At 71.2% G+C, this 12,898-nt stretch carries 11 protein-coding genes; 8 read left to right on the top strand and 3 right to left on the bottom strand.

All coding sequences use genetic code 11. The annotated features are described in order from the left end of the window. Positions 1-4: 4 nt before the first annotated feature. Positions 5-3,157, bottom strand: coding sequence for a tetratricopeptide repeat protein (locus AB0I77_RS36475; protein WP_363287071.1), 3,153 nt, complete (start codon positions 3,155-3,157; stop codon positions 5-7). Then, positions 3,154-4,992, bottom strand: a complete 1,839-nt coding sequence (locus AB0I77_RS36480) for an HSP90 family protein (RefSeq protein WP_363287072.1) — start codon at positions 4,990-4,992, stop codon at positions 3,154-3,156. Before AB0I77_RS36480 ends, AB0I77_RS36475 begins: the two co-directional genes overlap by 4 nt. A gap of 188 nt (positions 4,993-5,180) precedes the next feature. On the opposite strand from AB0I77_RS36480, the gene recG reads away from it, so the two are divergent. The 8 genes from recG to mutM all read left to right on the top strand — a co-directional run bounded on the left by recG (position 5,181) and on the right by mutM (position 12,485). Then, positions 5,181-7,400 (top strand): ATP-dependent DNA helicase RecG, encoded by a 2,220-nt coding sequence (gene recG / locus AB0I77_RS36485; RefSeq protein ID WP_363287073.1) that lies wholly within the window; start codon positions 5,181-5,183, stop codon positions 7,398-7,400. Between the two features lie 66 nt (positions 7,401-7,466). Next, entirely contained in the window at positions 7,467-8,051 is a 585-nt protein-coding gene (gene rsmD / locus AB0I77_RS36490) for a 16S rRNA (guanine(966)-N(2))-methyltransferase RsmD (RefSeq protein ID WP_363287074.1), read from the top strand. Positions 8,052-8,077: 26 nt separating this feature from the next. Beyond that, positions 8,078-8,557, top strand: a complete 480-nt coding sequence (gene coaD, locus AB0I77_RS36495; RefSeq protein WP_363287127.1) for a pantetheine-phosphate adenylyltransferase — start codon at positions 8,078-8,080, stop codon at positions 8,555-8,557. A gap of 98 nt (positions 8,558-8,655) precedes the next feature. Further along, positions 8,656-9,720 carry a cell division initiation protein gene (locus tag AB0I77_RS36500; protein WP_363287075.1) on the top strand — a complete coding sequence of 355 codons (1,065 nt, stop codon included), beginning with the start codon at positions 8,656-8,658 and terminating at the stop codon, positions 9,718-9,720. A 151-nt stretch (positions 9,721-9,871) separates the two neighbouring features. Next, on the top strand, positions 9,872-10,516 hold the full coding sequence (locus AB0I77_RS36505; RefSeq protein ID WP_363287076.1) for a YceD family protein: 645 nt from the start codon (positions 9,872-9,874) through the stop codon (positions 10,514-10,516). A gap of 2 nt (positions 10,517-10,518) precedes the next feature. Next, positions 10,519-10,692, top strand: coding sequence for a 50S ribosomal protein L32 (gene rpmF, locus AB0I77_RS36510; RefSeq protein ID WP_033321093.1), 174 nt, complete (start codon positions 10,519-10,521; stop codon positions 10,690-10,692). Positions 10,693-10,711: 19 nt separating this feature from the next. Then, positions 10,712-11,542, top strand: coding sequence for a ribonuclease III (rnc, locus tag AB0I77_RS36515; protein ID WP_363287077.1), 831 nt, complete (start codon positions 10,712-10,714; stop codon positions 11,540-11,542). 82 nt (positions 11,543-11,624) lie between these two features. After that, on the top strand, positions 11,625-12,485 hold the full coding sequence (gene mutM / locus AB0I77_RS36520) for a bifunctional DNA-formamidopyrimidine glycosylase/DNA-(apurinic or apyrimidinic site) lyase (RefSeq protein ID WP_363287078.1): 861 nt from the start codon (positions 11,625-11,627) through the stop codon (positions 12,483-12,485). On the opposite strand, the gene AB0I77_RS36525 is transcribed toward mutM, so the two are convergent. After that, positions 12,458-12,859 (bottom strand): helix-turn-helix domain-containing protein, encoded by a 402-nt coding sequence (locus AB0I77_RS36525; RefSeq protein WP_363287079.1) that lies wholly within the window; start codon positions 12,857-12,859, stop codon positions 12,458-12,460. The genes mutM and AB0I77_RS36525 overlap by 28 nt on opposite strands. Between the last annotated feature and the right edge of the window lie 39 nt (positions 12,860-12,898).

The raw sequence follows: 12,898 nt of genomic DNA on the forward strand, positions 1-12,898 counted from the left end.
GGCGCTAGCCCGCCGCCTGATCCTCAGCCTTCCCCGCCGTCTGTTCCTCCGTCTGCTCGTGCCTCTGTTCCTGCATCACCTGAAGCAGCTGCCGGGCTTCGGCCAGCCGTGCTTGTGCGTCCCCGTCCTCGTCCCTGTCGGCGCCGTACGCCGCCAGTACCGCACGCGCGCGTGCCGCCGCCGGAGCCGGGCGGCCCAGGTCGGCCTCCAGCCAGCCCGCCGCGAGTTCGGCGCCGGTCCGGCTGTGCAGGGCGGTGTGGCCGAGGGAGGCGAAGATCTCACTCGCCTGCGTCATCTGGGACAGGGCGTCCTCCAGGACGGCCCGGATGGAGTGGTCGTCGGCGTCCTCGGCGGCGGAGCGGGCGAGCAGGTCGCCGAACTGGCGGCGGGTGTGGCCGAGTTCGGCGGCGAGCCGCTGTCGGGCCGCCTCGTCGGCCGTGTCCGAGCCCAGCGCCGCCTCGCACTCCTGGACCGCTCTCGACATCAACTCCCGTGCGCTGTACGCCCCGTCCTTCGCCTGAGCGTCGCCCGGGCCCTCCTGCGTGTTCAGAGCCAGCCACGCGCGGGCGCGCAGGGAGCGGACGAGGCCGTGGACGTTGCCGAGCTCGCGCCACAGGTCGCCCGCGCGCGCGTAGGCCCGGTCCGCCTCGGCGGGCAGGCCCGCGTGTCCGAGGGACTCGGCGGCGAGGTGGGCGAGCGTCGCGTGGTCGTGCTGCTCGGGCCAGTGCCGGGCGATCTCGGCCGCCTGTAGCCGCCGTTCGGCAGCCGCGCGGTGCTCACCGAGCTCGCTCAGACAGTCGCCGAGCCACCACTGGGTCTGTACGACCGCACCGTCGCCGTGCGTCTCGGGGCTCAGGTCGGGCAGCGCCGACTCCAGCACCTCCGCGGCCTCGGCCCACCGCCCCTGCCGCAGCAGGAACCCGCCCAGCTGGTGCCGGGCCCAGGCGCCGAGCGTCGGGCCCTCCCCGGCCTCGTCGGCCCAGTGCGCCGCCTCCAGGGCGTGCTCGGCCGCCTCCTGGGACAGCCCCCTGCCGCCGACGACCTCGGCGAGCTGGAGGTGCAGCCGAGCCCGCCCGGGCGCCTCCAGATGCGGCCCGCCGTGCTCCAGCGCGGCCCGCAGTGCCCGCTCGGCCGCCGCGGTGTCGCCGAGGTGGTGGGCCAGCCCGGCCAGCCGGGCCTCGTACTCCACCGCGAACCACGGCAGCCCCGCACCGACGAAGGCCGCCGCCGCCCGCGCGAACAGCTCCGCGGCCCTCTCCACGTCCCCAGCCTGCGCCGCCAGCTCCGCGAGCATCGCCCGCGCCTCGGCGGCTCGCGAGGCAAGCCGTACGTCGGCCCCTTCCTCGGAAGCCTCAGAAGCGTCAGAACCCTCAGTACGCCCCTCGACCAGGGCCAGCACCTCCCGGGCGGCCATCTCCGCGTCGGCGAGGACGGAGCTCACGAAGGAGCTGTCAGCAGCCGGTATCGGGGTGCGCTGGGGGACGTCGGCCTCGCCGGGCGAGCCGTTCTCCACGCCCCTGTCCTCCACGCCCCCGACTTCCACGCCCCCGTCCTCCACGGCCCCCTCGGCCTCGTGCACCCGCCGCATCAGGATCCGTGCCCGCCCCATCAGCACGGACGCCGTCTGCCGTACTCCGGTGCCGCCCTCGGCGTAGAGCGCGAGGATCTCGTCGTAGGGCGCGGCGACCTTCGCGAGGGCCTCGTCCACCTGGCCCGTGAGGGCGCGTACGTACGCCGCACGCGCGCGTGCGGCCAGTGACTCGCCCGGGTCGCCCGCCTCCGCGTACAACTCGGCGGCACGCTCGAACCGTTCGACGCCCTCGGGGCCCAGGTCCATCGCCTCGTGGTCGGCGATCTCCGCCCGGTCGCGCGCGTCCAGGGCGACGCCCTCCGCCACCCGTGAGACGGCCGCCCACGCCTCGATGGCGTTCGGTTGCAGGGTCTCCGACAGCCGCCGCGCCTTGGCGAGCAGCGCGGCCAGATCGGGCTCGTCCGTGGTCACGGTGACCGGCGGCGCCACCGAAGGCGCGGAGACGGGACGCGCCGCCGTACGCACCCCCAGCGGCAGCCGCTCCACCAGCGGCCGCTGCGCCATACGCGCGCGTGCCCGCTCACTGACATGCCGCGTGCCGTTGCGCTCGTCGAAGCGGGCGGCCAGCGCGAGTGCCTCCCCGCGCGCGTGGGCGGCGAGTTCGCGTGCGGTCCACGTCCGGTCGGCCGGGCCGGGCACCCGCTGCCCGCCGAGCCCGAGCTCGGTCAGACGGTCCATGAGCAGAGCCACCACGGCCATGAAGTCCAGCTTGCTGCGCGGATGCCCGTCGTTCGTGAAGTACGCCGGCCGCTGGGCGAGCAGCTCCAGGCCGCGCGCCTCGTTGCCGGTCAGCGCGCAGAACTCCACGTGGTCGGCGTACGCGCCCCGCATGCTCTCCATGGCCCGTACGAGCCGGAAGCCCCGCAGATGGTGGGCGCGCGCCTCCTCCACGCGGCCCAGCCGCAGCAGGGGCGTAAGGGAGGACGCGAGCACCGTGTGCGGCTCGTGGGCGCAGCTGAACTCGCCCGCCAGGACCGGCCCCCACAGCTCCAGCGCCTCCGCGTCCCGGTCCCGCTCCGCCTGCCACCAGCCCTGCCCGTGCAGCTCGCAGGCGTGGCAGTCGGCCATGTTGTCCCGGTCGGCGGCCAGCCACGCGGCGTACGCCCGCTCGGCCCGCCCGACGTCCCCGATGTGCGCGGCCACACTGAACTCGGCGCCGCGCACGGCCCGTTCGGAGTGCCCGGCGAGCCGGTAGCGGTGCTCCATCTCGCCGAGCCACTTCTCGACGGAGGCGAGCGGGATGTGCGGCTGGTCGAGCATGCCGGACGACATCCACTTGAAGACCCAGTGCAGCGAGTGCGTCTCGTACTCGTCGAAGTCCTCGGGCCGCTCGTCCCACATGCGCAGCAGGCGCGCGAAGGGGACGAACATCTTGGCCTTCTCGGAGCTGTAGTTGTAGACCTTCAGCTGGTGTCCGAGCGCCTCGATCACCGCGAGCGGGATGTTCAGCTTCTCCGCCTCGGCGAGCAGCTGCTCCGCGCGCGCGTTGCGGGCGGGTCCCTCCGGCTGCTCGGAGTTCTCCGCCATCGCCCGGCGCAGGTCGTCGAAGTCCGTGATCCCGCTCATCGGTGACCGTCCTCGCTGTGGGTGGCCCATTCCAACAGGCCGATGAACGCCCGGTTCAGCAGCGCCGAGTCCGCGGGCCTGAGCGGGCGCTGGGCCATCAGCAGCGCCTGCCCGTACAGGGACTCCGCGGCGGTGCCGATCAGTTCCGGGTCGCCGAGTGAACTGATCCGCCGGATCAGCGGGTTGAGGTGGTTGAGCACCAGCCGCGCGCGCGGGGCGCTGCCGCGCAGCGAGCCGAGGATGCCCGCCCACAGGTCGTCGGCCTGCTCCTCCGCCTCCGCGCGGGCCTGCTCGTGCCGGACGGAACGGTCGTCCAGGTGCAGCGCGGGCACGGAGAGCGGATGGAAGGCCCGTAGGACGACGTCACAGCCCAGCGGGTCGAGCTTCGCCCGCGCGGCCGCCAGGAAGCCGGACAGGGCCAGCTCCTCGGCCGGGTCGACCGCGTCCAGATGGGCGGTCACGGTGTCGGCGTCCAGCTCGGCGACCACGGTGCCCGGCCGCACCGAGGGCAGCGCCTCGATCAGCTCACTGTCGTACGTGTAACCGCCGTTGATCACCCCGACGCCCTGTGCGGACGCGATCGGCGCGACCTGGCGGTACTCCTCGACGGTCCGCGTGAAGTGCACCACCGGGTGCCGCTGCGCGAACTCCTCCAGGGACAGCCGCCCGTCGGTGGTCTCGAAGGGAAGCCACGGCAGCATCGTGCGCAGCATCTCCTGGTCGTGCCGCGCCAGGGACTTCACGCCCAGGTGGTGCACGGACAGGAAGGCCGCGAGGCGTTCCGGATCACCGGCCGCCAGGCCCGTCAGCCAGGACCGAATCCTTTCGCCCAGCGCCTCCCGTACGGCGGCCAGCGTCTCGTCCTCGTACAGCGACTCCCGCGAGGCCGTGGGCCGCAGGCTGTCGGTGTCCAGGACACAGCGCACGAAGAACGCCCAGTCGGGCAGCAGCTGTTCGGCCCGCTCGGTCAGCAGCATCCCCTTGAGGTGGACGCGGTGCCCCGCGCGCTGGGCCGGGCTGACCGCCGACGGCAGGACGTACGCCACCCCGCGGATCCCGGCGACCGGCACGTTCAGGTCGATCGCGTCCAGCGGAGTGAACCCGAAGAGGTCGTGACAGTGCCGCGCCAGGGCCACCCTTCGGGTGGCGGGGCTCGGATACGCCCGGTCCCAGGGTGCGGGGAGATCGGTGACCGTCTCCTCGCCCACCCGTACGTCGTAGGGCAGCAGCGAGCCGAAGTCCCGCGCCAGGGCGAGGACGCGCTCCTCGGTCAGCCACTCGCCGGCGCCGGCCCGCGCCACCAGGTGCACGGTGGTGCCGGGTTCGGGACGGGCCTCGTCGGGCAGCGTGCGCACGGTGTACGAACCGTCGTCGCTCGCCGTCCACTCGACGGGCGGGGCGCCCGGCGTACGCGCGCTGCGGCTGACCACGCGGATCCGCTCGGCGACCACGAAGCAGGCGAGCAGGCCGATGCCGAACTGCCCGAGGAAGTCGGAGCGGGCCTCCTGGAGTCCCTCGGCGCGCTTGGAACTGCGCCCGATGGTGGCGAGCAGGGTGTGCACGTCCGCCTCGGTGAGCCCGATTCCGGAGTCCTCGACCCGCAGGGAGCCGCTCTCGGCATACAGCCGCACGCGCGCCGGGGCGTCGGGCTGCTCGGCCCGCCGGGCGGTGATCGCGTCCACCCCGTTCTGGAGCAGTTCGCGCAGATACACCTTGGGACTGGAGTAGAGGTGATGGGAGAGCAGGTCCACCAGACCGCGCAGGTCGACCTGGAACGTATGAGGTGTCTGAGGATACTGGGATGAGTGTGATGACTGTGAGGTCTGGGAGTCCATCGTCACAGCGCCGGTGGGGGGAAGAGCGACGGCGCGGGGTCGGGCGGTCCCATGTGAGGCGGTGACCGCGAGGGCGGGCCGGCAGCGGAGTCGAGATGGCCGGGAGCGCGCCATCCTAGGTCCCCAACCAGCCGCCTGACCAGGGGTTTCCCGAGACGTATACGGCATTGTCAGTGCTGTGGTGTGCAATGGATCTCGTGCCCGCACTGGAAGAACCCCTGAAAAAGGTGCTCGGCCCCGCCACCGCGAAGGTGATGGCCGAGCATCTCGGCCTGCACACCGTAGGCGACCTCCTGCACCACTACCCGCGCAGATACGAGGAGCGCGGCCAGCTCACCCACCTCGCCGACCTCCCCATGGACGAGCACGTCACGGTGGTCGCCCAGGTCGCCGACGCCCGCCTGCACACCTTCGCCTCGTCCAAGGCGCCGCGGGGCAAGGGCCAGCGCCTCGAAGTGACCATCACGGACGGCAGCGGCCGGCTCCAACTGGTCTTCTTCGGCCATGGCGTTCACAAACCCCACAAGGAACTCCTCCCGGGCACGCGCGCGATGTTCGCGGGCAAGGTCTCCGTCTTCAACCGCCGACTCCAACTGGCGCATCCGGCGTACGAGTTGCTGCGCGGCGACGGCGACAGCGCGGAGGAAGCCGTCGACTCCTGGGCCGGGGCCCTCATCCCGCTCTACCCGGCCACCGCCAAGCTGGAGTCCTGGAAGATCGGCAAGGCGATCCAGACGGTGCTGCCCGGCGCCCAGGAAGCCGTCGATCCCCTCCCGGACTCCCTCCGCGAGGGCCGCGGCCTGGTCTCCCTCCCCGAGGCCCTCCTCAAGATCCACCGCCCGCACACCAAGGCGGACATCGACGACGCCCGCTCCCGCCTCAAGTGGGACGAGGCCTTCGTCCTCCAGATCGCCCTCGCCCGCCGCCGCCACGCCGACGCCCAACTCCCGGCGGTTCCCCGCAGACCCAGGCCGGACGGCCTGCTGACCGCCTTCGACGACCGCCTCCCCTTCACCCTCACCGACGGCCAGCGGAAGGTCACCAGGGAAATCTTCGACGACCTGGCGACCGACCATCCGATGCACCGGCTGCTCCAGGGGGAGGTCGGTTCCGGGAAGACAATGGTGGCCCTGCGCGCCATGCTCGCCGTGGTCGACGCGGGCGGGCAGGCCGCCATGCTCGCGCCCACCGAAGTGCTCGCCCAGCAGCACCACCGGTCGGTCGTCGAGATGATGGGGGAGCTGGCCGAGGGCGGCATGCTGGGCGGCGCCGAGCAGGCCACCAAGGTGGTGCTGCTCACCGGATCCATGGGGGCCGCCGCCCGACGGCAGGCGCTGCTCGACCTGGTCACCGGCGAGGCCGGGATCGTGATCGGCACGCACGCGTTGATCGAGGACAAGGTGCAGTTCCACGACCTCGGACTGGTCGTGGTCGACGAACAGCACCGGTTCGGCGTCGAGCAGCGCGACGCCCTGCGCGGCAAGGGCAAACAGCCGCCCCACCTGCTGGTCATGACCGCCACGCCCATTCCGCGGACGGTCGCCATGACCGTCTTCGGCGACCTGGAGACCTCCGTCCTCGACCAGCTCCCGGCCGGGCGTTCACCCATCGCCAGCCATGTCGTCCCGGCGGCCGACAAGCCCCACTTCCTGGCGCGGGCCTGGGAGCGAGTGCGCGAGGAGGTGGGCAACGGCCATCAGGCGTACGTCGTCTGCCCCCGTATCGGCGACGACATCGACGAACCCGCCGACCCGAAAAAGGCCAAGAAGTCCCCCGAGGACGAGGCCGAGAAACGCCCGCCGCTCGCCGTCCTCGACATCGCCGACCAGCTCACCAAGGGCCCCCTCCAAGGCCTCAAGGTGGAAGTCCTGCACGGCCGCATGCACCCCGACGACAAGGACGCGGTCATGCGCCGCTTCGCCGCCGGCGAGACCGACGTCCTGGTCGCCACGACGGTCATCGAGGTCGGCGTGAACGTGCCCAACGCCACCGTCATGGTGATCATGGACGCCGACCGCTTCGGCGTCTCCCAGCTGCACCAGCTGCGTGGCCGGGTGGGCCGAGGCTCGGCGGCCGGCCTGTGCCTCCTGGTCAGCGAGATGCCGGAGGCGAGCGCGGCCCGCCAGCGGCTGAACGCCGTGGCCTCCACCCTCGACGGCTTCGAACTCTCCCGCATCGACCTCGAACAGCGCCGCGAGGGCGACGTACTCGGCCAGGCCCAGTCCGGCACCCGCTCCAGCCTGCGGATGCTCGCCGTCATCGAGGACGAGGAGATCATCGCGGAGGCGAGGGAGGAGGCGGCGGCGCTCGTCGCCGCCGACCCGGACCTCACCCACCTCCCGGGCCTGCGCACGGCCCTGGACGCCCTCTTGGACGAGGAGAGGGAGCAGTACCTGGAAAAGGGCTAGAGAACAGCCGGTCCCACATCCGCCTGCCAAACTGGACCTGTAACCCTCCTCGAACAAGGACCCCAGATGACCCGCGTGATCGCCGGCGCAGCCGGTGGACGTCGCCTAGCCGTCCCGCCGGGAACCGGCACACGCCCCACCTCCGACCGCGCGCGCGAAGGCCTCTTCTCCACCTGGCAGTCCCTCCTCGGCGGCCCGCTGAACGGCGAGCGGGTCCTCGACCTGTACGCCGGTTCCGGCGCCGTCGGCCTGGAGGCCCTGTCCCGCGGCGCCGGCCACACCCTGCTGGTCGAGGCCGACGCCCGGGCGGCCCGCACCGTCCGGGAGAACGTGCGAACCCTGGGCCTGCCCGGCGCCGAGGTCAGGGCGGGCAAGGCCCGGCAGATCATCCAGACGCCGCCTGCACAGCCGTACGACCTCGTTTTCCTCGACCCGCCGTACGCCGTCTCGGACGACGATCTTCGGGAGATTCTGCTCACACTCCGCTCGCAGGGGTGGCTCACGCCCGATGCGCTCGTCACCGTGGAGCGCAGCACCAGAGGCGGCGCATTCAGTTGGCCTGACGGTTTCGACGCGATCCGGTCCCGTCGCTACGGCGAGGGAACGTTTTGGTACGGTCGCGCCGCCTCTACGTGTGAAGACGCACGATGACCGGACCGGAGAGCGAGGGATCTCAAGTGCGCCGCGCCGTCTGTCCCGGGTCGTTCGACCCCGTCACCAACGGACACCTCGACATCATCGCCCGCGCCTCCCGTCTGTACGACGAGGTCTATGTCGCGGTGATGATCAACAAGGCCAAGAAGGGCCTGTTCGAGATCGATGAGCGGATCGACCTGATCCGCCAGGTCACCGCCGAGTTCGGCAACGTCCGCGTCGAGGCCTTCCACGGCCTCCTCGTCGACTTCTGCAAGCAGCGCGACATCCCGGCCATCGTCAAGGGGCTGCGCGCGGTCAGCGACTTCGACTACGAGCTTCAGATGGCCCAGATGAACAACGGCCTCTCGGGCGTGGAGACCCTCTTCGTGCCCACCAACCCCACCTACAGCTTCCTGTCGTCCTCCCTGGTCAAGGAAGTCGCTACCTGGGGCGGCGATGTGTCCCACCTGGTGCCCCCGATCGTCCTCGAGGCCCTTGCCGAGCGCCTCAGAAAGGACTGAGCACCTGACGACCCGTCACTCGGGTGCCCCCGGCCATCCCATGGCCGTACAGTCGTCCCGTCCGTCTCCAACACAGCTGTAGAGAGTGGCGAGCACAGGTGGACGTGCAGAAGAAGCTCGACGAGATCGTGTCCACGGTCTCCGGTGCCCGGTCGATGCCCATGTCGGCCTCGTGCGTGGTCAATCGCGCCGAACTGCTCTCGTTGCTCGAAGAGGTGCGCGCGGCCCTGCCGGGCTCCCTCGCGCAGGCCCAGGAGCTGATCGGCGACCGCGAGCAGATGGTCGAACAGGCCCGCCAGGAGGCCGAGCGGATCATCGGGCAGGCGCACGCCGAACGGGGCTCGCTGATCTCCGACACCGAGATCGCCCGCCGCTCCCAGGCCGAGGCCGACCGCATCCTGACCGAGGCCCGCAAACAGGCCGAGGAGATCCGCGCGGAGGCCGACGACTACGTCGACTCCAAGCTCGCCAACTTCGAGGTCGTCCTCACCAAGACCCTCGGCTCGGTGGGCCGCGGCCGGGAGAAGCTCCTGGGCACCGGCCCCGGCATCGACGAGCAGGGCTATGAGGACGAGGACGCCCCCGAGCGCAGCCACGACCCGGACACCCTGCGCCGCAGCGCCGACGAGTACGTCGACGTCAAGCTGGGCGCCTTCGAGGCGGTGCTCGCCAAGACCCTGGACGCCGTCGGCCGTGGCCGCCAGAAACTGCACGGCCGTATCGCCAGCGACGACCTCGGTTCCCTCGCCGACGACCTCACCACGGTCCAGCACTCCAGCGACGCCGACTACCTGGCCAACCTCACCGCCCTCGCGGAGGCGGACACCCCGGCGGCCCCGGCCGAGCAGCAGCCCGTACCGCAGCAATACGACCAGCAGGGCGCCCAGCCCGCCTACGCCTACCAGCAGCAGCCCGATCCCTACGGCGGCTACCAGCAGCCGTACGCCGGCCAGCAGGATCAGTACGGCTACCAGCAGCAGGTCGATCCCTACGGCTACCAGGGCTACGAGGGCCAGCAGCCCGCCTACGACCCCAACCAGGCCCAGCAGGGATACGCGGAGCAGCAGCCGATGCCCGCCCTCGACGAGACCAGTCTCTTCGACACCGGCATGATCAGCGCGGAGCAGCTGCGGGCGTTCGAGCAGGGGCGCGGCAACGGCTGACACCCGCCTCCCGGCCGGGAGCGCACACCGGATTGGGCCATGAGCGAAAGGTCCAGTATCCTGGCTCTTCGGTCGCGTGTACGTCCGCGATCAACGCTGCCCGGGAACACCGAAGGGCAGCGCCCCAGAGCTCAGAAGATCGAAAGCAGGAATGGCCCTGAACGCCCGCCTCGACCACCGCAACCCCCTCGTGTTCGACACGCACGAGCTGGGTCGGCGGCCTGGTGCGCTACAGCGCCTGACCCGCGAGACCGGCGCCCCCAAGGACTTCGGTATCCAGGGGGTCATCGGAGTGCCGGAAGGCGCCCCGGTGAAGCTCGACCTCCGCCTTGAGTCGGTCATGGAAGGGGTGCTCGTCACGGGCACCGCCCGTGCACAGGCCAAGGGGGAGTGCGTAAGGTGTCTGGAGCCGCTGGAGCTGGAGCTCGAAGCGGATTTCCAGGAGATGTTCTCGTACCCCGACGCCGATGACCGGGGCCGCCCCAAGGCGGAGCCGGTCGACGACGCCGAGGAAGATGAGGACATGCTCTTCATCGAGGACGGACTGTTCGACCTCGAACCCGTGCTGCGTGATGCGGTGGTGCTCGCACTGCCGATGCAGCCGGTGTGCCGGGAAGACTGCCCAGGACTGTGCGCCCAGTGCGGAGCACGCCTTGCGGACGACCCGGACCACCACCATGACGCCGTCGACATTCGTTGGGCGGCACTGCAGGGACTCGCCGGTTCACTCGGAGACGGCGAGAAGGACGACACCAGCGACGCCGAACCGGGCGTCGACGAGAAGCAGGAGAAGTAGCCGTGGCTGTTCCGAAGCGGAAGATGTCGCGCAGCAACACGCGCCACCGCCGGTCGCAGTGGAAGGCTGCGGTCCCCAACCTGGTCGCGTGCGAGCGCTGCCACGAGCCCAAGCTTCAGCACATCGCGTGCCCCGCTTGTGGCACCTATAACAAGCGCCAGGTCCTCGAGGTCTGAGCGGCTGGTGAGAGGCACCGTGTCCACGCCAAAGAAGAACACCCCCCGTACCAACGGGGTCGACCCGGCGGACAACACAGCCTCGTCCCACACGCTGTTGGAAGGGCGGCTCGGGTACAAGCTCGAGTCCGCCCTTCTGGTGCGTGCGCTGACCCACCGTTCGTTCGCGTACGAGAACGGCGGTCTGCCGACCAACGAGCGTCTGGAGTTCCTCGGGGACTCCGTCCTCGGCCTCGTGGTCACGGACACGCTGTACCGCACCCACCCCGACCTGCCCGAAGGCCAGCTGGCCAAGCTGCGGGCCGCGGTGGTCAACTCACGCGCACTGGCGGAGGTCGGCCGTGGCCTCGAACTCGGCTCCTTCATCCGGCTCGGCCGCGGTGAAGAGGGCACGGGTGGCCGGGACAAGGCGTCCATCCTCGCCGACACCCTGGAAGCGGTGATCGGCGCGGTCTATCTCGACCAGGGACTGGACTCGGCGGCGGAGCTGGTGCACCGCCTGTTCGACCCGCTGATCGAGAAGTCCTCGAACCTCGGAGCCGGCCTGGACTGGAAGACCAGTCTCCAGGAGCTCACCGCGACCGAAGGCCTCGGAGTCCCCGAGTACCTGGTCACGGAGACCGGCCCCGATCACGAGAAGACCTTCACTGCTGCCGCCCGCGTCGGAGGCGTCTCGTACGGCACCGGCACCGGCCGCAGCAAGAAGGAGGCGGAGCAGCAGGCCGCGGAATCCGCGTGGCGGTCCATCCGGGCCGCGGCGGACGAGCGCGCCAAGACGGTGGTCGAGCCGGCCGCGGTGGTCGAGCAGGCCGCCCAGGACGGCGAGGGTCCGTCGTCCGTCTCCGCCTGACCGCACAAGAGCGATCCGAGCGTCCGCCCCCTTGACCGAGGGCGGGCGCTCGACTCATACACCGGATGTGACGGGGGATCCCATGCCCGAGTTGCCCGAGGTCGAGGTCGTACGGCGCGGTCTGGAGCGGTGGGTCGCCCACCGGACCGTCGCCGAGGCCGAGGTGCTGCATCCGCGCGCGGTACGCCGTCACCTCGCCGGCGCCGACGACTTCACCCACCGCCTCAAGGGCCACCGCATCGGCAATCCCAGCCGTCGCGGCAAGTACCTGTGGCTGCCGCTGGAGGACACCGGCCAGGCGATCCTGGCGCACCTCGGGATGAGCGGTCAGCTCCTGGTGCAGCCGCAGGCGGCGCCGGACGAGAAGCACCTGCGCATCCGCGTGAGATTCGCGGACGACCTCGAGACCGAACTTCGCTTCGTCGACCAACGCACCTTCGGCGGCCTGTCGTTGCACGACACCACCCCTCAGGGCCTGCCCGACGTCATCGCGCACATCGCCCGCGACCCCCTCGACCCGCTCTTCGACGACGAGGCGTTCCATCAGGCTCTGCGCCGCAAGCGCACCACCATCAAACGGGCCCTGCTCGACCAGTCGTTGATCAGCGGCGTCGGCAACATCTACGCGGACGAGGCGCTTTGGCGCGCCCGCATCCACTACGAGCGCCCCACCGCGAACTTCACCCGCCCGCGCACCGCCGAACTCCTGGGCCACGCACGAGACGTGATGAACGCGGCCCTCGCCGTCGGGGGCACCAGCTTCGACAGCCTGTACGTCAACATCAACGGTGAGTCGGGCTACTTCGACCGGTCGCTCGACGCGTACGGGCGTGAGGGCCTGCCGTGCAATCGGTGCGGTACGCCGATGCGCCGGCGGCCCTGGATGAACCGCTCCAGCTACTTCTGCCCGCGCTGTCAGCGAGCGCCGCGCGTCACGTCGTAACGCTCGCGTGCGGCGAGCACGTCGTCCATCGTGCCCTCCACGAAGTGGATGAGGCTCAGCAGACGCTGGGCGATCTCGTGGCCGAGCGGGGTCAGTTCGTAGTCCACTCGGGGCGGGTTGGTCGGCTGGGCCTCGCGGTGCACCAGGCCGTCGCGCTCCAGCGCGTGCAGCGTCTGGGACAGCATCTTCTCGCTCACGCCGTCGACCCGGCGGCGCAGCTCGTTGAAGCGCAGCGATCCCTCGTGCAGCGCGCCGAGCGTGAGCGTGCCCCAGCGCCCCGTGACGTGTTCCAGCGTGCCGCGCGAGGGGCAGGCCTTGGCGAACACGCTGTACGGGAGGTCCTGCGCCTCCGAGCGCTCGTGCGTGGTGTCCATATCCCAAGCGTACGTGAACGCAGCGCTAACCGATAGGTT

Origin of the sequence: Streptomyces sp. NPDC050619, assembly GCF_040654815.1 — a bacterium.
GTDB lineage: Bacteria > Actinomycetota > Actinomycetes > Streptomycetales > Streptomycetaceae > Streptomyces.